This window comes from Curvibacter lanceolatus ATCC 14669 (assembly GCF_000381265.1).
GTDB lineage: Bacteria > Pseudomonadota > Gammaproteobacteria > Burkholderiales > Burkholderiaceae_C > Curvibacter > Curvibacter lanceolatus.
Genome location: NZ_KB906263.1, coordinates 1 through 19,905, shown reverse-complemented (window position 1 = coordinate 19,905; position 19,905 = coordinate 1). Strand labels below are relative to the sequence as shown.

The following is a 19,905-nucleotide window of genomic DNA, read 5'->3' as shown; positions in this document are numbered from 1 at the left end:
CCCGCACAACCGCCCTTGAGGCGGTTTTTTCTTGGCGCTCCAACTCCGAAGCCTGCTGCGCATGACCGTCCTCGATCCGGAAATCCGTTCCCAGCAACGCCTGTTGTGGCTGGTGGCCCTGGGCTTTTTCATGCAGACGCTGGATGCCACCATCGTCAACACCGCGCTGCCCGCCATGGCGCAAAGCCTGCACGAGAGCCCCCTGCGCATGCAGTCGGTGATCGTGGCCTACTCGCTGGCCATGGCCATGCTGATTCCCGCCTCGGGCTGGGTGGCCGACCGATTCGGAACCCGCCGGGTCTATGTGGTGGCCATCACGCTGTTCGCCGTCGGCTCCCTGCTGTGCGCCATGTCGACCTCTCTGCCCCTGCTGGTGGCCTCGCGGGTGGTGCAGGGGCTGGGCGGAGCCTTGTTGCTGCCGGTGGGGCGACTGGCTGTGCTGCGAACGTTTCCGAAGGAGCGTTTTCTGCAGGCCATGAGCTTCATTGCCATCCCCGGCCTGATTGGTCCCCTGATCGGGCCGACCTTGGGGGGCTGGCTGGTCGAGGTCGCCTCCTGGCACTGGATTTTCCTGATCAACCTGCCGGTGGGGTTGATCGGGGCGGTTGCCGCTTACTTCTTCATGCGCAGTGGTCCCGCCGTCACTGTGGTCCGGTTCGACTGGTCAGGCTACCTGTGGCTGGCCACGGGCATGGTGACCTTGTCGCTGGCCCTGGACGGCCTGTCGGGTCTGGGCCTGGGGCAGGCCGGGCTGCTGGTGCTGCTGGTGTTCGGGCTGGCCAGCCTGGTGGCCTATTGGCTGCATGCCATGCGCAGCCCGGCGCCGTTGTTTTCGCCCCAGCTGTTCAGTGTGGCGTCGCTGGCGATCGGCTTGCTGGGCAATCTGTTTTCGCGCCTGGGCAGCTCGTGCATGCCTTTTCTGGTGCCCTTGCTGCTGCAGGTCAGCCTGGGCTATTCGCCCTTTGAGGCCGGCCTGATGATGCTGCCTGTGGCCATGGCCGGCATGGCGGTGAAGCGCATCACCACGCCGCTCATCACCCGGCTGGGCTACCGCCGCGTGCTGGTCGGCAACACCGCCCTGGTGGGCCTGGCCATGATGAGTTTTGCCCTGATCAACCCGGGCCAGCACTTGGCCCTGCGCCTGCTGCAGCTGGCCTTGTTCGGGGCGGTCAATTCGATCCAGTTCACGGCCATGAACACCCTCACCCTGAAAGACCTGGAGGGCTCGCAGGCCAGCAGCGGCAACAGCTTGCTGTCGATGGTGCAGATGCTGGCCATGGGCATGGGGGTGGCTGTGGCGGGCGCCGTGCTGGCCGGTTTTTCGGCCCTGTTGGGCCCAGGAGCCAATGCCAGCCCTGCTCACCTGGACACCCTGGCCTCGTTCCACGCCACCTTTGTGGCCATGGGGTTCATCACCTTGGCCTCGGCGGCCATCTTCTGGCAATTGCCCTCCGGCCTGGAGCCGGGCTTGGTGCGGGGCGATGCCTCGGCGGCCGGGCCGCACGAGCCCTGAGCAGTGCGGTGCGCGCAGCGCCGGGGTTCAGGCTGGGTAAAGCGCACCCAGGATGCGCGGGCCTTGCGCCCCGGTCACGCTGGGCAGGTTGCCGGGTTGGCGCAGCAGAGCCTGGCGCGCCAGCCAGGCAAAGGCCACCGCCTCGACCTGCAGTGGGGGCAGGCCGGCCAGGCCGCTGGATTCGACGCTCACTTCAGGCAGGTGGTGCTGCAGCCGGCTGATCAGCTGGCCGTTCAGGGCCCCACCGCCGCAAACCAGCAGGCGCCGGCTGCCCTGTGCGTGGGCCTGCACGGCCTGGGCGCAAGACAGCGCGGTGAATTCGGTGAGTGTGGCCTGCACCTGGGTGGCGCTCAGGTGCGGGTGGGCTTTCAGGTGTTGCTCCAGCCAGGCCGGGTTGAACAGGTCGCGCCCCGTGCTTTTGGGCGGCGGCAGGTGCAAAAAGGGCTCCTGCATCAGGTCGGCCAGCAAGCCGGGGTGGATTTGCCCTTGTGCGGCCCATTGCCCATCGCGGTCGAAGGCCTGGCCCGTGTGTTGCAGGCACCAATGGTCCATCAGCGCATTGCCGGGCCCGCAGTCAAAGCCCAGTACCGGTGCGGTCGGCTGGTTCTGGGGCGGGATCACGGTCAGATTGGCGATGCCGCCCAGGTTGAGCACCGCCAGGGTCTGATCGGCCTGGCCAAACACCCGGGCATGAAACGCGGGCACCAGCGGTGCGCCCTGGCCGCCCGCCACCACATCGCGGGTGCGAAAGTCGGCCACCACGTCAATGCCGGTGTGTTCGGCCAGCAGGGCCGGGTTGTTGAGTTGCAGGGTGTAGCCGGTGCCGTCGTACTGCCCGGGCTGGTGCCGCACGGTCTGCCCGTGCGCGCCAATGGCCGCCACATGCCAGGTCGGCAGCACGGCCTCGGCCAACAGGCGCGACACCACCACCACATAGGTGCGGGCCAGTGCATTGGCCGCCATGGCCGCGCGGTGCAGCTCATCGGGGCCGGGGCTGTTGAGTTCGAGCAGCGATCGCTTGAGTTCGGCCGTGAAAGGCAGGGCCACGTGCGCCAGCACCTGGGGCTGATCGCCCTCAAAACGGCACAGAACGCCATCGACCCCATCGAGTGAGGTGCCGGACATCAGTCCGATGTAGTGGTCTGCCTTGCCTTGCATGGGCTGATGATAGCGGGCTGCGCGCTGTGCTCAGCGTGCGGCCTTCGCTCCCAGCGTCAATCGGCGCTGGCCTGTTGCACCGATGCAGCAGCCGACAGCTGGATGCGCATGGCTGAAGCCAGGCGGTTGAAGGCCGGGCGCGCTGCCGGAGACACCGGGACGGCCTGCGCCTGGTGGGCGATGGTCATCGGATCCTGGTGCACGCCATTGACGCGGAACTCAAAATGCAGGTGGGGCCCGGTGGCCCAGCCGGTGGAGCCCACGGCGCCCACGGTCTGGCCCTGACTCACGGTCTGGCCGCGGGTCACGCCGATGCGGCTCAGGTGGGCGTACACCGTCATCTGGTTGTTGCGGTGCTTCAGCATCACCACATTGCCGTAGCCGTTCTGCACGCCGGCAAAATCAACCACGCCATCACCCACGGCACGCACGGCGGTGCCGGTGGGGGCTGCGTAGTCGGTGCCCAGGTGGGCACGCCAGGTTTGCAGAATGGGGTGGAAGCGCATCTTGAAGCCGCTGGTCACCCGCGAGAACTCGACGGGCGAGGTCAGGAAGGCGCGGCGCATGCTGTTGCCGTCCAGCGTGTAATAGCTGCCCTTCTGGCCGGGCTCCTGGAACCACAGGGCCTGGTGGGCCTTGCCGTCGTTGATGAACTCGGCACTCAGCACGCGGCCGGCACGCAGGGGTTCTCCGTCGGCTTCCAGAGTTTCATAGACGACCGAGAAACGGTCGCCCTTGCGCAGGCTGCGGTGAAAGTCGACATCACCCGAGAAGATCTCGGCCAGTTGCGTGGCCACCGTGTCGGGGATGCCGGCTTCGTCGGTGGCGGCAAACAGCGAACTGCGGATGGTGCCGCCGGCCAGCTTGCTGCTGGTGCTCAGCGGGGCGGTCTCGATGTGCGAGCTGAAGCTGCCGCGCGCCGTCTTTTCGAACACCAGGCGTTGGAAGGTGTTGCTGTCGTCAGGCGTCCAGCGGGCCACCAGGCGCACCAGGCGGTGGTCTTCGGTGGCCTCGGCCGTCACCTGGCGGCCATTGCGGCCCAGCAGGCTGATGCGCACCAGGGCGTCGTTGCGCAAAAAGGCGGCGGCCACCGGGTCGCTGATGCCCAGTCGTTGCAGCAGGGTGTCCACACTGTCGGTGGGGCGCACCGTGTCGGAGCGGAACAGGTTGAAGCGGTGGATGTCCAGTGCCTCGGCCTGCTCGGCCACCGAGATCGGTTGCACGGTTTCGGTGATCTGGCGCACCGGCAGGTCGGCCGCGTCGGGGGCCATGGAGGCCACGGCAAAGGCGCCGCCGCCGCCGCCCAGCAGGAGGGCAGCCACCACGGTGGTGATGCGCTTGGGATGGTGTTCGACCTGGTGGGCCAGTCGTGTCAGCAAAAGCTCGCCGGCGGCGATGAAACCGTTTTTCAAGAAGCTATCCCCAGAGTCGTTTGCCTATTTTCGAGGCAGTGTGTCGGGGGCGCGGCGCCTGATGATTCCCGACGGTGGCAGGTGTTCGGATGGACACGAACCCGTTCGCAAAAAGCGGGCCAATTAAAATCCACTTTTGCGAGCCGACCGAGTATAGCTGCCCGCCCCGCCCCGACATCTGAAAAAACCCTTATGAATCAAGCTGCTGCTGTTACAAATCACCCCGTCACCGACCGTGTGCGGGAGGCGCTGGCCGTGACCCTGCGGGGCTGCGACGAACTCATCCCGCAAGACGCCTGGGTGCAGAAACTGGCCCGTTCCGAGGCCACCGGCGTGCCTTTGCGCATCAAACTGGGGCTGGACCCGACGGCGCCCGACATCCACATCGGCCACACCGTGGTGCTCAACAAGATGCGCCAGTTGCAGGACCTGGGGCACACCGTCATCTTCTTGATCGGTGACTTCACCAGCATGATCGGCGACCCTTCGGGCCGCAACAGCACCCGGCCGCCCCTGACGGCCGAGCAGATCAAGGTCAACGCCGAGACCTACTACAAGCAGGCCAGCCTGGTGCTCGACCCCGCCAAGACCGAGATCCGCTACAACAGCGAATGGAGCGATCCGCTGGGCGCGCGCGGCATGATCCAGCTGGCCGCCAAGTACACCGTCGCCCGCATGATGGAGCGCGACGACTTTCACAAGCGCTTCACCACCAACCAGTCGATCAGCGTGCACGAGTTCCTGTACCCGCTGATGCAGGGCTACGACTCGGTGGCCCTGAAAAGCGACCTGGAGCTGGGCGGCACCGACCAGAAGTTCAATCTGCTGATGGGGCGCCACCTGCAGCAGGAGTACGGGCAAGAGCCCCAGTGCATCCTGACCATGCCCCTGCTCGAAGGCCTGGATGGCGTGGACAAGATGTCCAAGAGCAAGAACAACTACATCGGCATCAGCGAAGAGCCGAACACCATGTTTGCCAAGGTGCTGTCGATCTCCGACACCCTGATGTGGCGCTGGTACACCCTGCTGTCGTTCAAGAGCGAAGCCGAGATCGCCGCCCTCAAGGCCGAGGTTGAAGGCGGGCGCAACCCCAAGGACGCCAAGGTGGCCCTGGCCAAGGAGATCACCGCCCGCTTCCACAGCGCTGCCGCCGCCGACGCGGCCGAGCAGGACTTCAACAACCGCAGCAAGGGTGGCGTGCCCGATGAGATCCCGGAAGTCACCCTGTCGGGCGCCCCGCTGGGCATCGGTGCCCTGCTCAAGGCCGCCGGCCTGGCCCCTTCGGGCAGCGAGGCCAACCGCCTGATCGATGGCGGTGGGGTGCGCGTGGATTCGAGCGTGGTCAGCGACAAGGGCCTGAAGCTGGCCGCCGGCACCTACGTGGTGCAGGTGGGCAAGCGCAAGTTCGCCCGCGTGACGCTGGGCTGATCACAAGCCGGTCTGCCCGGGTGGGGGCCTGGCTCAGCCCAGGTCGTCGCACAGATCGGTGTCGGGGATGTCGCCCACCGTGTGGCGGGTGCGTGAGGCTTCGCCCACCAGCCAGTCGCTGAAGGCCTTGACCTCGGGCCGGTGCGCCGTGCGCGGCCCCACCAGCAGCCAGTAGACCAGGGGTGAGTCGAGGCGAAAGCCCGGCAAGACCTCGACCAGGTCGCCCGAGGCCAGGCTGTCGGCGATCAGGGGCATGCGCGCCAGCGCCACGCCCTGGCCCGTGAGCGCGGCCTGCACGATCTGGTGCGCGTAGTTGAAGTAAAGCCAGCGCTTGGGCTCGACATTGCTCAGGCCCTGGGTCTCGAACCAGCGCCGCCACGACAGCCATTCCATGTGCTGGGTGCGGTGGGCGTCGCCGGCTTCGATCAGGGTGAACTTGGCCACATCGGCGGGTTTGCGGATGGGTTGCCCGCTTTTCAGCAGCCAGGGGCTGGCCACCACGGCCAGTTGCTCGCCGAACAGGCGTTGCGCGCCCCGCACCGAGGCCCCGGGCAGGCTGTAGCGCAAGGCCAGGTCGATGTCGGCGGTTTCCAGGTCGACGGAGGTGTCGGTGGCGTCGATGCGGATGTCGATGTCGGGGTGGCTGCGCTGAAAGGCCTCCAGGCGCGGGATCAGCCACATCGACGCGAACGAGGCCCAGGTGGTGATGGCCACGCTCTTGCGCCCCGCGCTCTGGCGGATCTGGCGCACCGTGCTGTCCAGCCGCTCCAGCGTGGGCAGCAGGGTGCGCAGCAATTGCGAGCCGGCGCTGGTCAACTCCACCGCCCGGGTGTGGCGCAGAAACAGGGGCACGCCGATCTCTTCTTCGAGCGACTGGATCTGGCGGCTGACGGCCGACTGGGTCAGCGCCAGCTCTTCGGAGGCGGCGCGGAAGTTCAGGTGCCGGGCCACGGCTTCAAAGGCGCGAAGGTGGCCCACGGCGACGGGGCGGGTGCGCAGGTGGGTGATGGAGGGGCTGGCTTTGCTCATGCGGCGGGCATCGTCTCATTCATGCGAAAGAGGTATCAATCGCGGGTGTGCAATTCATTGGACCATCCGCATTCTGACGCCGATCATGAAGGCTCCTCAACGGTTTTTTCTCACTCAAGGAGTTCATCATGCTGTCCCGCCCTGTTCTGGAATCGCAACAATCCGCCGCTTTTGCACCGGCCGGCCGCGCGTTCCCCGGCGGCTGGAATATCAAGCCCGGGCGCGCACTCACCTTGTGCCCGCGCGAGCGCAGCGTGATCGAGATGAACCAGGGCCGACTGTGGCTCACCTTCACCGGGCCGCACCGTGGCCACGCCAATGACCTGGGCGACCGCTTTCTGATGCCGGGTGACTGGCTGGTGGTCGAACCGGGCCAGACCGTGGTGCTGGAGGCCTTTGTGCTGGCGCAGGAGTTGGCTCAGGCTACACCGGTCGATGTGGTCTTCCGCTGGGACCGTGCGCTGCCCCTGGTGGCACAGACCCAGCGCCGGCCTCAGCCGGCCAGCGCCTTGCCCACCGACCTGGCCTTGCCCCTGGCCGACCTGAGCCGGGGCCTGTGGCAGGGCTGGCAGGCCGGTGGCGCCGTGCTGGGGGCGCTGGGGCGTCTGGCCACGGGCAGCGCACGCCTGAGCTGGCTGCTGCTGCAGGGCGGCCGACAGCGTCACCCCGCCTGAGCGCGTCAACGCGTTCTGAGAACGCAGGCCTCAACGCTGCTGCGACAGGGCCTGCACATCGCTGGCCCAGCCGCGCAGGCGCTTGGCGGCCTTGTCGCGCTGTTCGGGCGTGGCCTGGCGCTGCAACTGGGCGTAGATCTGGCAGCCTTCTTCGATCGAGTGCTCCTGCTGTTCGCGGTGGGCGGGCACCGGCGGGTTCAGGGCCCGGGCCAGGTAGGCCAGCCAGGCTTGCTCGGCCTGGGCTTGGGTCTGGGGGGCCCCGCTGCTGCGCAGGCGGCGCAGGGTGCCGAGCATGTCCTGGTGGCGCCGCTGCTGCTCGGCCAGCCGGATGCGCGGGTCGAACGCCGAGGCCTGCAAGGCCTCGCGCAAGCCCTGGCGCTGTGCTGCATTGAGGCGCCCATACAGCGATTCGGCCCGGTCGGTGTACTGCTCGATGCGCTTGTCCAGCAGCTCGCTGGGTGACAGCTCCACCCATTCGCTGCGCAGCTTGGCCTCGTTCTTGGCGAACTTCTTGTCCATGTGCTCCAGCTGGGCCGGGCTCAGGCTCAAGGCCAGGCGGGCAATCATGGGGGCGCTTTGCTCGGCCAGGGCCTGCAGGCGCTCGCGTGCCGGGGGCAGCAGGCTGCACAGCTGGGCGGCATCGGGTTCGGTGCTGGTCAGGCGCTCCAGGTTCAGCAGCAGTTCGCGGTAGCGTGGCAACTCGCGCGTGCGGTGCCAGGCCTGCAGATCGGCCAGGTCCTGCTTCAGGCGCAGCGATTGTTCGCCATTGAAATCGCCATAGGCATCGGCCCACCAGTAGCTCACCTCGGGCAGGGCGTTGTAGCTCAGCTTCACGGCGCTGCAGGCGCTCAGCCACAAAACCGCCATGAGCAGCGTTGCCAGCGAGATAATCCGGCGCAATGACAGGATGGCCGGCGTTGTTGTGACCGGGCCGCCAAAAGCAAGAGGACGTTTCATGTCGGGATTTGGATCTGCGCTGGATGTGGTGGTGATGGCTGCGGGCAAGGGCACGCGGATGAAGAGCAGTTTGCCCAAAGTCTTGCACCGTGTCGCGGGCAAGGCCATGGTGCGCCATGTTCTGGACACTGTCGAGTCGCTGTCGCCCCGCCGCGTGGTGCTGATCACCGGGCACGGCGCCGAGGCGGTCGAGGCGAACCTGGCCGCTCACCCCTTGAGTCAGGGCGGTCAGCTGCAGTTTGCCCGCCAGATGCCCCAGTTGGGCACCGGCCATGCGGTGCAGCAGGCGGTGCCCCTGTTGCCGGATGACGGCGTGGTGCTGATCCTCAACGGTGACGTGCCCCTGATCGCCGCCGACACCGTGCAGGCCCTGGTGCAAGCCTGTGCCGGTCAGCACCTGGCCCTGCTCACCGTGGTGCTGGACGACCCCACGGGCTACGGCCGCATCCTGCGCGACGGCGACAGGGTGCTGGGCATCGTCGAGCACAAGGACGCCAGCGAGGCCCAGCGCGCCATCGCCGAGACCTACACCGGCATCATGGCGCTGCCCGCCGCCCGCCTCAAGACCTGGCTGGGCCGCCTCACCAACGACAACAGCCAGCACGAGTACTACCTGACCGACATCGTGGCCATGGCCGTGGCCGACGGCGTGGGCGTGCTGGGCCTGCCCACCACCGACGAGGTGCAGGTGGCCGGCGTGAACAGCCCCCAGCAACTGGCCGCCCTGGAGCGCGCCTGCCAGGCCCGCCGTGCCGAGGCGCTGATGGCCGACGGCGTGCGCCTGGCCGACCCGGCCCGCCTGGACGTGCGCGGCACCCTGCAATGTGGCAGCGATGTCGAGATCGACGTCAACTGCGTGTTTGAAGGCCAGGTGGTGCTGGGCGACGGCGTGCGCATCGGCGCCCACTGCGTGATCGCCAATGCCCGGATTGCCGCGGGCGCGGTGATCCACCCCTTCACCCACATCGAAGGCGAGAAGGCCGGCGTGCAAGTGGGCCCCGGTTCGCTGATCGGGCCGTTTGCGCGTCTGCGCCCCGGTGCCGTGCTGGGGGCCGAGGTGCACATCGGCAATTTTGTCGAGGTCAAGAACTCCACCCTGGCCGACGGTGCCAAGGCCAACCACCTGGCCTACCTGGGCGACGCCACCGTGGGTGAGCGCGTCAACTACGGCGCCGGCAGCATCACTGCCAATTACGACGGCGCCAACAAGCACCGCACCGTGATCGAGGCCGACGTTCACGTGGGCAGCAACTGCGTGCTGGTGGCCCCCATCACCGTGGGCGCTGGCGGCACCGTGGGTGGCGGCTCCACCCTCACCAAAGACACCCCGCCCGGCGCCCTGAGCGTGAGCCGGGCCCGCCAGGTCAGCATTGCCAACTGGCAGCGCCCTGCCAAGGGGAGCAAGTGATGGGGGAGGCGGGCGACACAGATCGCGACGCCGAACTGGCCCGACTGCGTGCCGAGCTGGCCGAGCAGCGCGAGCAGCAGCAGGCTTTTCTGCGCGCCATCTCGCACGACCTGCGCTCCCCTGTGCGCCACATCGTGTCGTACGGCCAATTGGTGCGCGAACTGGTGCAAGAGAGCAATGCCGACCCTTCGGCGGTGCAGTACCTCGACACCATCACCCAGTCGGCACGCCACCTGGGCCAGATGATCGACGGCCTGATCGCGCTGGCCCGCATCGGCGCGGCCGAACTCCATGTGCAGCCCCTGCCGCTGGCCGAGGTGCTCAGCGATGCCGTGAGCCAGGCCCAGGCCGCCTGTGGCGAGCGTGTGGTGCAGTGGCAACTGCCCGAGGCCCAGGGCCTGCCCCGGGTGCAGGCCGACCTGGCCCAGCTGCGCGATCTGTTGCGCCTGCTGTTGGACAACGCCGTCAAGTTCACCCGCCGCCAGCCCGAGGCCCGCATCGCCATCGCTGTGGTGCACCAGGGCGAGCGGGTGCAGCTCACCCTGCAGGACAACGGTGCCGGCTTCCGGCCCGAGCATGCCGACCAGTTGTTCGGCGTGTTCCAGCGCCTGCACACCGTGCGCGACTTCGAGGGCCTGGGCCTGGGTCTGGCCATGGCGCGCCGCATCGTGGAGCGCCTGGGCGGCGAGCTGTCCCTGCAGGGCCAGCACGGCCAGGGTTGCACCGTGACCCTCAGTCTGCCGGCGGCGTGAGGGGCACAGACAGGCGGGGCTCGAACTTGCTGCGCTTGACGCTGAAGAAGGTCTTCACATTGCGCACATGGGCGTCGCTGTTGAACAGGCGCTGCGTCAGCGCCAGATAGGCCGGCATGTCGGCCGCCCCCACCACCAGCACGAAATCCGGGCCCGGTGACACCCGGTAGCACTGCTGCACCGATTCATCCGCCACCACGCGGGCCTCGAAGGCCTCCAGTTGCTCGGCGTCCTGGCGGTCCAGCGTCACCTCCACGAGGGCCGTCAGGCCGTGCCCGAGCGCCTGGGCCAGACGCTCAGGGTTGAGCAAGGCCACCTGGCGTTCGATCAAGCCTGCCTCGCGCAGGCGCTTGACCCGCCGCAGGCAGGTCGGCGGCGAGATCCGCAGTTGCTCGGCCAAGGCCTGGTTGCTGGCGCTGGCGTCAGCTTGCAAGGCGTCGAGCAGTTGCAGGTCGGTCGAATCGAGTTCAATGGATTTCATTTGTCATTCTATTTTGAATGAAAATTTCACCAAATCTGTTATGTGAATTTAAATTTCATTTCTCTAATAAAAATCATCGAAATATTTTTCTGCGCCCTGCCTAAGATTCGCTCCAATCTTTTCTGCAACCCGTTTTCAACCCTTCCGGGAGCTTGCTCATGTGTGGCATCGTTGGCGCCGTCTCAACCCGAAACATTGTTCCTGTGCTGGTGCAAGGCCTGCAGCGCCTGGAGTATCGCGGCTATGACTCTTGCGGAGTCGCGGTGTGGGCCGATGGCCTCAAGCGGGCGCGCAGCACCTCGCGCGTGGCTGAGTTGATTGCCCAGGTGCAGACCGAGCAGGTGCAGGGCGTGACCGGCATCGCCCACACCCGCTGGGCCACCCACGGCGCCCCCGTGGTGCACAACGCCCACCCGCATTTCAGCCAGGGGCAGGGGGCCGATGAGGGCCGCGCCCCCCGCGTGGCCCTGGTGCACAACGGCATCATCGAGAACCATGACGAGCTGCGGGCCCAGTTGCAGGCCCGGGGCTATGTGTTTGCCAGCCAGACCGACACCGAGGTCATCGCCCACCTGATCGACAGCCTGTACGACGGCGACCTGTTCGAGGCCGTGCAGGCCGCCCTGGCCCAGTTGCATGGGGCCTATGCGATCGCCGTGCTGCACAAGGACGAGCCGCACCGCGTGGTGGGCGCCCGTGCCGGCTCGCCCCTGATCCTGGGCGTGGGCCGCAGCGAAGGCGAGGGCGCGGGTGAGAACTTCCTGGCCAGCGATGCCATGGCCCTGGCCGGCGTCACCGACCAGATCGTCTACCTCGAAGAGGGCGATGTGGTCGACGTGCAGCTGGGCCGCTACTGGGTGCTGGGCCGCGATGGCCAGGGCGCCCTCAAGCCGGTGACCCGCCCCGTGCGCACGGTGCACGCCCACAGCGGCGCGGCCGACCTGGGCCCCTACCGGCACTACATGCAAAAAGAGATCTTCGAGCAGCCCCGTGCCATTGCCGACACGCTCGAAGGCGTGGAAGGCATCGTGCCCGAGTTGTTCGACGGCGTGCCGGCCCAGGCCGGTGAAACCGGTGCCGCCGCCTGGCGCGTGTTCAAGCAGATCGACTCGGTGCTCATCCTGGCCTGTGGCACCAGCTATTACAGCGCCTGCACCGCCAAATACTGGCTCGAATCCATCGCCAAGATCCCCACCCAGGTCGAGATCGCCAGCGAGTACCGCTACCGCGAATCGGTGCCCAACCCCAAGACCCTGGTCGTCACCGTCAGCCAGTCGGGCGAGACTGCCGACACCCTGGCCGCGCTGCGCCACGCCCAAAGCCTGGGCATGGAACACACCCTGACCATCTGCAACGTGGCCACCAGCGCCATGGTGCGCGAGTGCAAGCTGGCCTACATCACCCGGGCCGGCGTCGAGATCGGCGTGGCCTCCACCAAGGCCTTCACCACCCAACTGGCCGGCCTGTTCCTGCTCACCCTGGCACTCGCGCAAAGCCGCGGCCTGCTCAGCCCCGAGCAAGAGGCCGAGCACCTCAAGGCCATGCGCCACCTGCCGGCCGCCTTGCAGGCCGTGCTGGCGCTTGAGCCCCAGGTCATCAGCTGGGCCGAAGACTTCGCGCGCAAGGAGAACGCCCTGTTCCTGGGCCGTGGCCTGCACTACCCCATCGCGCTCGAAGGGGCCTTGAAACTCAAGGAGATCACCTACATCCACGCTGAGGCCTACGCCGCCGGCGAGCTCAAACACGGCCCCCTGGCCCTGGTCACCAGCGAGATGCCCGTGGTCACCGTGGCGCCCAACGACGCCCTGCTCGAAAAGCTCAAGAGCAACCTGCAAGAGGTGCGCGCCCGCGGCGGTGTGCTGTACGTGCTGGCCGATGCCGACACCCGCATCGAAACCGGTGAAGGCCTGCACGTGATCCGCATGCCCGAGCACTACGGTGCCCTGTCACCCCTGCTGCACGTGGTGCCGCTGCAACTGCTGGCCTACCACACCGCCTGCGCGCGCGGCACCGATGTGGACAAGCCGCGCAACCTGGCGAAGAGTGTGACGGTGGAGTGAGGGGGCGGGCCGGCTTGTCGACTGATCCATGGGAATAAAGTCTGTCGGACTCGTAATAAGGTCTGTCGGACAAATCCGATGAATCTGCCGCTGTTACAAGTTCAGCTTTGACACCGAGGGCCCCAAGTGGGGCCCTCACGCTTTGGTGCGGCCGTCAGCGCGGAGAGCACTGCGGTTCAATTGCCGCTCGGTCACCCTGCTGCTTGGCGACCACTAAGGGCACCAGTGCACCCGTCCATGGCGAACCCAGAAGTGCGACTGACAAGGCAAGCATACGTCCCTGGCCGATCCATCTCGCGGGCTGGTCTGGTCTAAACCCAATGTCTCAGATGAGGTCTTGGTCCGCCTCGCGCTGAAGCACGGTGCTTATGACCTGCCCCCTTCAGCCGTACCAGCGATTCGGAAGGGTTCCTAGTTGAAGGTTAAAGGATCTGGGCAGGCATCTCGTCACGAGCGGTGTCGCCTGCGACGACCAACGAGCAGGTGGCCCGTTGCCGTGCAATGCGAACTCGATAGTCAGCGACCTGGCAACGCCATCGAAGTGACGCACCGTGTAGTCCCGCATTGCAAACTGCCCGTCGGAGTCGGGAATGAAGAGCCTTACGTGGTCGTTGAAGGACGCGATGACGAAGTCGCTTAGGTCAAGGCTATCAAGGGTGATCCCGAGAATGAATGGGCTCAGCGTCTCGACGCCAACGACCAGAAGCCCACGACGCTTCAATTCGTGGCGCACATGCACCATGCGGCGTTGCGACGTCTATTGATTCATGCAAAGCCCCCATTGCTTCTGACGACCTGCGCATTGATCCATCGCCCCTGCGCACCGACGAGGAACGACACCAAGTCAGCGACGTCGGCAGGCTCGCCCAATCGGTTCAAAGGCGAGAGGCCAGCTAACACCTCCAGTTGCTGTGCGGACTTCCCTTTCAGGAACAGGTCCGTCACCGTCGGGCCCGGCGCGACCGCGTTGACCGTGATGTTCCGGCCTTGCACCTCGTTGGCGAGCACCCGCACCAGCCCCTCTACAGCGCACTTTGAAGCGATGTAAGCACCATACCCAGGCGTGGATTTGGCAATGACGCTGCTCGACAGCACCACAATCCGCCCGCCGTCTTCGAGCACCTCTGAGGCCTTGGCCAGGACAAGGAAGGCGCCGCGGACATTGATGGCCATGGTCCGGTCGAACGCGTCGATCTCATCCGAAGAGATCGGCGCCAATGCCATGACGCCCGCGTTGCTAACCACTACGTCCACCCGTCCAAATGCCTGCTCGGTCATCCAGAACAGATTGGCGACATCAGCCGCTTGGCTGACGTCTGCCTTCACCGCGATGGCCTGACCGCCACGACATTCAATCGCTGCGACCACCGCCTCGGCTTTCAGACGGTCAGTGGCATATCCAATGGTGACGGCAAAGCCGTCGTCGGCCAATCGACATGCGATGGCCTGACCGATACCACGCGAGGCCCCGGTCACGATCGCCACTTTGTTGACTGACGCACTCATGTAGCCCGCTCCTCATGGGTGGAGGACCACGGCGCAGCTGGGATCAGATCATCCAGTGCCATGGCGCGCAAAAAGGCTGTCTGCCTTTCGTGGTGTGCCTCGTCAAGCTGCTCGGTGCCTTTGCGCTGGCCGTCGATGACCACACGGGAAGGCCGTTGACCGCGAGGCGTCTCCAGCACCCGGCAAGCGGCCTCACCCACAGCTGAGACATCGAGTGCGCCGCCGTTCGCTGCGTCGATCGTAGCGAGCCGCTCGGCCAGCCCGTCCATCCGCGACACCAGCTCACCATATTGCATTTCGATCGCTGGGTGATCAGGCGCATGGGCATGGGCGAAGTGCTCGGTCCCGGCGGTGAACGCACCAGGTACCAAGATCACGCTCTCGATGCCTGCGGGCCGAACCTCCATGCCCATGATTTCCGCCAGTGCGTCGCCCGCCACCTTGCTCGCGATGTACGGCCCCAGAAACGGCTCATGGATGCGGGATGTGGTGCTGCCGACGTACATCAGCAGGCCGTGCCCCTGACGTCGCATCACCGGCAGTGCCGCACGGTTCACGCGCAGCCACGAGAGTGCGTTCGTGTCGATGATGTGAGCCACCTGTTCGACGGAGAAGGCCTCCGTGAGACCTTGCATCAACATGCCAGCATTGTTGACCACGACGTCCAGGGAACCGTGACGGGCAAGGATCATGTCGATGGCAGCCCGGCAGCTCACTTCGGAGAGCACATCCAGTTCCAACACCTCCAGCATGAGGCTCTCTTCCCGCGCTAACTGCACCAGGACATCGACACGTTCCCGGTTCTTGCCGCGGGTATTGCGCATGCTGGCGAACACGCGATGCCCAGCGCGGGCCAATGCCAGCGCGATCGCGCGGCCAATGCCAGACCCGGCACCGGTCACCAGCACCGTTTGAGGTGTACTGCTCATGATGCGGCGCACTCCCTCACTGCCCGACACGAACGATCAACTTGCCTCGGGCGTGCCCTGTGGCGAGCCGCTCCAGTGCTGTGCTGACGTCATCGAACCGGAAGATGGCGTCTGTGATGACTTGCAGCCTTCCCGTTTCGAACATGCGGAATGCCGCTGGGAGATAGCGCGCCGCGTCGCTGAAGAAGACAAACGCACCTGTGTGCCCCTCGGGAGCTTGGATGCCAAATTCCACGGTGGTCGCCACACGCCCTCCCGTGTTCAGCACGGCCCACGACTTGGTGAGCGTGTCACCGCCGATGGTGTCGATCACGAGGTCGATGCCGCGCAGCTGTGAGACATCCTGCGTGCGGTAGTCAACTACTTCGTCGGCGCCCAGACTGCGGACCAAATCGTGGTTTCTCTCTGACGCCGTGGTGATCACTCGGGCACCGGTCTCGTGTGCCAGCTGAATCGCCATGCTTCCGACACCACCGGCGCCGGCATGGATCAGCACCGTCTCGCCATGCTGGAGTGCACCGGCGTCGAACAAGGCCTGGCTGGCCGTGCCGAAGGCCGTTGGCAGCGCAGCGCCCTGCTCGAAGCTTATGCCAGCGGGCATGGGCACGACCGCGCTGGCCGCCACTACCGCGTGCCGGGCGAGGGCGCCACCGGCGCCCGGCGCCGTTCGGCCGACCACGCGGTCGCCCACCTTCAAGTGCGTCGCTGCGGCGCCGATCGACACCACGACGCCACTGAAATCGGTGCCCGGGACGTAGGGCAGCGTGATGGGGAAGATCTGCTCCATGTAGCCCGCGATGATCTTGAGGTCGAGCGGATTGATCGCCGCGGCCTCGACGCGGACAAGGACTTGATCGGGGAGAAGCGCTCCGAGGCTGGCATCGCCAAGGGTGACGCCCTCCGGACCACCGAACGCTCGAATGATGGCTGCTTTCATGATGATTGCCTCCACCTCAAGCCTGCGCCGGGAACTGCCCCAGCTGCAGAAAGAGACCGAACCAATCCTCCATGTGCCAGGTGGTGGTCACTCGGCCGTCCGCGAGCGTGTGGAACTCATGGAGGCGAAAGCTGACAGCCTTGCCGGTCGGCGCGATGCCGAATAGCGCGCCGCGATGGGTGCCGCTGATCTCAGCGCGGACACCGATCTTGCCGGGCTCCTGCACCATGTCATGGATGGTGATCTTCACGTCCGGGAAGGCTTCTGCCACGCTGCGGATGATGGCCTTGATGCCTTGCGGCCCTGGGGCTTGCCCAGGCGCCAGTGGGATGTCATCCCAGTCTGCGGTCAGCACGGCATCGACGAGGTCGACGTTCTGCTCCGTGAAGGCGCGATAGAAGGTCTCGACGGCTTCGCGTTCGGTGCGAAGGCGGATGGCGAGTTGTTGATCGTTCGTCTGCATTTGTAAACCGGGTGGTTGTTGTCGATGGGGTGATTCTGGGAATCCTCATACAATCTGTCCAACAAATAACCTGTATACGTGTTTATCAGTGGCATGGATTTTCACGGCATTGATCTCAATCTCCTCGTCGCATTCGATGCCCTGATGGGCGAGCGCAATGTCACTCGGGCAGCAACGCGTGTGGGCGTCAGCCAGCCCGCCATGAGCGCAGCTCTGTCGAGGCTTCGCAAGCTGCTGGGGGATCCACTCTTCCTGCGGGGCGCCAGCGGCCTTCTGCCGACCCAACGTGCGCGGGATCTGGCCGAGCCGCTGTCGCAGGCGCTCGCGCAGATCGGGGCCACACTGCTCGCCCCCACTGAGTTCCTGCCGGAGCGGGCGTCGCTGGTCTTCAATCTCGGGCTGCAGGACTATCCGACCTACGTGCTGTTGCCGCCGCTGCTGGAGGCACTGGCCGAGCAGGCGCCCGGTATCGCCTTGAATGTGCGTGCCTTCAATGACCGCAATCATGCGGTGGACCTGCTTGACGCAGGTGCTATCGACGCGGCCGTCGGCGTGGTGCCGACGCAGACGGATGGGCGCATCCTCACGCGTCCCTTGCTGGAGGACGAGTTCGTCACGATCCTTGCCCGCGACAATCCGGCGGCGCGACGCGGGATGTCCATGAAGAACTTCCTGTCCTTGTCGCATGTGCTGGTCTCGCCCGAAGGCGACCGCCATGGCATCGTGGATCAAGCCCTCGCGCGCGACGGCAAGGTGCGCAAACTCGGACTCACTTTGCCTCAGATGTTCGCCGTGCCTGGCGTCGTGGCCCGCACAAACATGGCCGCCACGGTGATGAAGCGCTTCGCGCTGTCATCCGAGGCTGCATCCCACCTGCTGCTCTTTCCGCCTCCGCTCACCCTGCCAGCGATCACGTTCCATCTGACCTGGCATCGGCGCAATGACGCCAGCCAATCGCAGGTGTGGCTGAGGAATCTGATCGCATCAACGGCGTTGCGGCTTTGAGCCCACGCAGCGAACGATCGAGGTCGGCCGATCGGGTTGCCATGTGCCAGCTTTGCTACGAGCGGTACTGGAGCGCCCTTCCGCAGTGACGGCTCAGCCCAGTTGCACAACGACCTTGCGAGCGGAGACGCCGCGCCGGAGAGTCTCCATCGCTTCCGGAATGTCTTCCAGTCTCGATCCTGCGATCAACGGTTCCGGCACCAGCTGAAGCCGTCCATCTCTCAGGGCGGCCTCCGCGAATGTGCCGAATGTCGCCGCCCCCAAGGGATCGTCCACCAGGGCAGTGCCCCAGATTGCGCTGGTCGGCACGCGCAGGATGCCTGCCCTCAGCGCTTGGATGGCCATTCCGCCAGCCAGACGAGGCAATGTCGCTAGGCGCCAGCCTATCTGGGGGCCGATCGGGGCGCTGTCCAGGGGGCAGGGCATGCTCGCCATTGCCACCTTCGGCCGTGGGTTCCGGCCAGCGGCGAGCTGCAGGCATGCGCGTCCCGAACCGACGCCGATGGCCAGTACACCGGCGATCGTTGTGCCTGCCGCAGCCTCAAGCAGGCGTGCCACCGCCCGAGGTTCCCTGTAGTCCTCCACGGCGGCCGCGCCCAGTCCCACAAGCAGTGCATGGTTGTGCGGCGATGCGGTGCTCAGAACACGGTAGCCAGCAGCCCTAGCCAACTGGATCGCCACTGAGCCGACGCTGGTGGCGCCACCCCAAACCACCACAGACCCTTTGGGCGCTGTGGGATAGCCGACATGCGCGGAAGCGGGGTTAGGGTCGAGCCCGAGCTGGTTGCGCAGAAACAGACCGGAGGCTGCGGTGGCCAGTGCAAGGGGCAATACCGCCGCCTGCGTGAGGGTGACCTCCGCCGGCAGGCGGCAGCAGCAGGTCTCCCGAAGAATCACCTGCTCCTGGAAGGCACCTTCGGCGGCTCGATTTCCTGCACGGTCTGCGCCAAGCGCCAAACCCAGGACCCGATCGCCCACTTGGATTCGCCGGCACTGGTCGCCGACAGCAACGACCTCTCCCGCCACATCCGAACCCAGGACGGCCGGAAACGCGACCCAAGGTGTGACCAGTCCCCCCAGCGTCTGGACGATCCGATCGAAGGGGTTGAGGGCGATCGCTCGGACGCGCACCCGGACCTCGCAAGGGCCAGGCGCGGGTGTGGCGACTTCGGTCATCCTCAAGGGGCGATTGAAACCGTCCAGCACGGCAGCGCGATGCTTCGAGGTGGTCATGGTGTCGTTCCCGGAAGAAATGGCGCAGCTCAGCGGGGAGTGGCGGCTGCGCGGGCGGCGGCTCGTTCGAGCTCGGCCAGCACCCGGCTCCAGTCCAGCGGTAGATCCGAGACGCGGACCTGCACGCGGTGGTATTCGACCTTTGCGATCGCTGATGATCCTTGGCGAACGGCAGTGAGGTGCTCGGGCGATCGGACGAAGGCGTCGATCGACGCGTCGTCACGCCAAACGGTCGCAGTCCAGACTTCGTGGCCCAGCACGCGGGAGCGGACCGAATACCCCACGATGCCGGGTTGCGCAGGCAGCATCTCGACGACCTGATCGGCGCCGCGATCAAAGGCCGCTCGCTCCGCGCCGATGAGCTGAGCATGCGTGATCGCCAGAACGACCGTGTCACGGCCTGCCCCGGTTAGCCGAGCCTGTGCTGTGGCCAACCCCGGCCACGCGAAGGGTTTGGACAAGGCCAGGCCGGAACAGGCGGACAAGCCGCCGAGCAGGACAAAGGCCAAGGCCCCGAAAGGCGCAAGCGTCCAGATGGACTTAAAGAAGGACATGAGAAGGCAGTTCAGGGTGTGAACCTGCAGCAGGTGAGGCCTCCAATGTAGGCAGGATGGGCGATACGATCTACAGCGTAGCGTCCGCGTTTCTTCTTCAATCGTCCAGAACTGCCATGCCTGAATCGCCCCGGATTTTGAGGAGGCTCAACACTCTGAGAGGATTGAGCCATGAGCAAGTCGAACAAGTTCTCACCCGAGGTGCGTGAGCGCGCGGTGAGGATGGTGCAGGAGCACCGTGGGGAGTACCCGTCGCTGTGGGCGGCTATCGAGTCCATCGCGCCGAAGATTGGATGTGTGCCACAGACCTTGAACGAGTGGGTCAAGCGTGCCGAGGTCGATGCTGGCGTGCGTGAAGGCGTCACGACCGGCGAGGCCCAGCGGATGAAGGAACTGGAGCGCGAGG

The 19,905-nt window shown here is 66.1% G+C and carries 20 protein-coding genes; 8 read left to right on the top strand and 12 right to left on the bottom strand.

Annotation, left to right across the window (positions count from 1 at the left end; genetic code table 11):
- The first annotated feature begins 61 nt into the window (after positions 1–61).
- Positions 62–1,513, top strand: a complete 1,452-nt coding sequence (gene mdtD / locus F624_RS0118720; protein ID WP_019575873.1) for a multidrug transporter subunit MdtD — start codon at positions 62–64, stop codon at positions 1,511–1,513.
- 27 nt (positions 1,514–1,540) lie between these two features.
- Here the strand turns inward: mdtD and F624_RS0118715 are convergent, their stop codons facing one another.
- Together F624_RS0118715 and F624_RS0118710 are read right to left on the bottom strand one after the other, a co-directional pair.
- Positions 1,541–2,671, bottom strand: coding sequence for an anhydro-N-acetylmuramic acid kinase (locus tag F624_RS0118715; RefSeq protein WP_019575872.1), 1,131 nt, complete (start codon positions 2,669–2,671; stop codon positions 1,541–1,543).
- A 56-nt stretch (positions 2,672–2,727) separates the two neighbouring features.
- Positions 2,728–4,083 carry a M23 family metallopeptidase gene (locus F624_RS0118710; protein WP_019575871.1) on the bottom strand — a complete coding sequence of 452 codons (1,356 nt, stop codon included), beginning with the start codon at positions 4,081–4,083 and terminating at the stop codon, positions 2,728–2,730.
- Positions 4,084–4,275: 192 nt separating this feature from the next.
- Here F624_RS0118710 and tyrS point away from each other — a divergent pair, with 192 nt between their 5' ends.
- Positions 4,276–5,511 carry a tyrosine--tRNA ligase gene (tyrS, locus tag F624_RS0118705; RefSeq protein WP_031255508.1) on the top strand — a complete coding sequence of 412 codons (1,236 nt, stop codon included), beginning with the start codon at positions 4,276–4,278 and terminating at the stop codon, positions 5,509–5,511.
- 33 nt (positions 5,512–5,544) lie between these two features.
- Here the strand turns inward: tyrS and F624_RS0118700 are convergent, their stop codons facing one another.
- Entirely contained in the window at positions 5,545–6,540 is a 996-nt protein-coding gene (locus F624_RS0118700; protein WP_019575869.1) for a LysR substrate-binding domain-containing protein, read from the bottom strand.
- Positions 6,541–6,668: 128 nt separating this feature from the next.
- Here F624_RS0118700 and F624_RS33515 point away from each other — a divergent pair, with 128 nt between their 5' ends.
- On the top strand, positions 6,669–7,214 hold the full coding sequence (locus F624_RS33515; protein WP_019575868.1) for a DUF2917 domain-containing protein: 546 nt from the start codon (positions 6,669–6,671) through the stop codon (positions 7,212–7,214).
- Positions 7,215–7,244: 30 nt separating this feature from the next.
- Here the strand turns inward: F624_RS33515 and F624_RS0118690 are convergent, their stop codons facing one another.
- Entirely contained in the window at positions 7,245–8,171 is a 927-nt protein-coding gene (locus F624_RS0118690; protein WP_157443518.1) for a DUF6279 family lipoprotein, read from the bottom strand.
- Between F624_RS0118690 and glmU the strand changes: the two genes are divergently transcribed.
- A complete protein-coding gene (gene glmU / locus F624_RS0118685; RefSeq protein WP_019575866.1) occupies positions 8,170–9,579 on the top strand; it encodes a bifunctional UDP-N-acetylglucosamine diphosphorylase/glucosamine-1-phosphate N-acetyltransferase GlmU in 1,410 nt (469 codons plus the stop codon). The two genes, F624_RS0118690 and glmU, sit on opposite strands and share 2 nt — an antisense overlap.
- The gene (locus F624_RS0118680) at positions 9,579–10,331 is read left to right on the top strand and encodes a sensor histidine kinase (protein ID WP_019575865.1); all 753 of its coding nucleotides are present in this window, start codon (positions 9,579–9,581) and stop codon (positions 10,329–10,331) included. Before glmU ends, F624_RS0118680 begins: the two co-directional genes overlap by 1 nt.
- On the opposite strand, the gene F624_RS0118675 is transcribed toward F624_RS0118680, so the two are convergent.
- A complete protein-coding gene (locus F624_RS0118675; RefSeq protein ID WP_019575864.1) occupies positions 10,312–10,812 on the bottom strand; it encodes an Lrp/AsnC family transcriptional regulator in 501 nt (166 codons plus the stop codon). The genes F624_RS0118680 and F624_RS0118675 overlap by 20 nt on opposite strands.
- A gap of 158 nt (positions 10,813–10,970) precedes the next feature.
- Between F624_RS0118675 and glmS the strand changes: the two genes are divergently transcribed.
- Positions 10,971–12,872 (top strand): glutamine--fructose-6-phosphate transaminase (isomerizing), encoded by a 1,902-nt coding sequence (gene glmS, locus F624_RS0118670; protein WP_019575863.1) that lies wholly within the window; start codon positions 10,971–10,973, stop codon positions 12,870–12,872.
- Between the two features lie 382 nt (positions 12,873–13,254).
- Here glmS and F624_RS32660 read toward each other — a convergent pair whose 3' ends face one another.
- From F624_RS32660 to F624_RS0118645, 5 genes are read right to left on the bottom strand one after another with little or no spacing between them, the layout of a single operon-like run.
- Entirely contained in the window at positions 13,255–13,614 is a 360-nt protein-coding gene (locus F624_RS32660) for a siderophore-interacting protein (RefSeq protein WP_019575862.1), read from the bottom strand.
- 23 nt (positions 13,615–13,637) lie between these two features.
- Positions 13,638–14,378: an SDR family oxidoreductase gene (locus F624_RS0118660; RefSeq protein WP_019575861.1), complete on the bottom strand. Its 741-nt coding sequence runs from the start codon at positions 14,376–14,378 to the stop codon at positions 13,638–13,640.
- A complete protein-coding gene (locus F624_RS0118655) occupies positions 14,375–15,307 on the bottom strand; it encodes an SDR family NAD(P)-dependent oxidoreductase (RefSeq protein ID WP_031255504.1) in 933 nt (310 codons plus the stop codon). The genes F624_RS0118660 and F624_RS0118655 overlap by 4 nt, the downstream gene beginning before the upstream one ends.
- A gap of 16 nt (positions 15,308–15,323) precedes the next feature.
- On the bottom strand, positions 15,324–16,244 hold the full coding sequence (locus tag F624_RS0118650; protein ID WP_031255503.1) for an NADP-dependent oxidoreductase: 921 nt from the start codon (positions 16,242–16,244) through the stop codon (positions 15,324–15,326).
- A gap of 16 nt (positions 16,245–16,260) precedes the next feature.
- Complete coding sequence (locus F624_RS0118645; protein ID WP_019575858.1) at positions 16,261–16,707, bottom strand: ester cyclase; 447 nt, start codon at positions 16,705–16,707, stop codon at positions 16,261–16,263.
- A gap of 93 nt (positions 16,708–16,800) precedes the next feature.
- On the opposite strand from F624_RS0118645, the gene F624_RS0118640 reads away from it, so the two are divergent.
- Positions 16,801–17,712, top strand: a complete 912-nt coding sequence (locus F624_RS0118640) for a LysR family transcriptional regulator (RefSeq protein ID WP_019575857.1) — start codon at positions 16,801–16,803, stop codon at positions 17,710–17,712.
- 93 nt (positions 17,713–17,805) lie between these two features.
- Here F624_RS0118640 and F624_RS0118635 read toward each other — a convergent pair whose 3' ends face one another.
- Together F624_RS0118635 and F624_RS32655 are read right to left on the bottom strand one after the other, a co-directional pair.
- Positions 17,806–18,945 carry a zinc-binding alcohol dehydrogenase family protein gene (locus F624_RS0118635; RefSeq protein WP_019575856.1) on the bottom strand — a complete coding sequence of 380 codons (1,140 nt, stop codon included), beginning with the start codon at positions 18,943–18,945 and terminating at the stop codon, positions 17,806–17,808.
- 29 nt (positions 18,946–18,974) lie between these two features.
- The gene (locus F624_RS32655) at positions 18,975–19,499 is read right to left on the bottom strand and encodes an antibiotic biosynthesis monooxygenase family protein (protein WP_019575855.1); all 525 of its coding nucleotides are present in this window, start codon (positions 19,497–19,499) and stop codon (positions 18,975–18,977) included.
- A gap of 171 nt (positions 19,500–19,670) precedes the next feature.
- On the opposite strand from F624_RS32655, the gene F624_RS0118625 reads away from it, so the two are divergent.
- A partial coding sequence (locus F624_RS0118625; protein ID WP_019575854.1) for a transposase occupies positions 19,671–19,905 on the top strand: 235 nt, incomplete at its 3' end.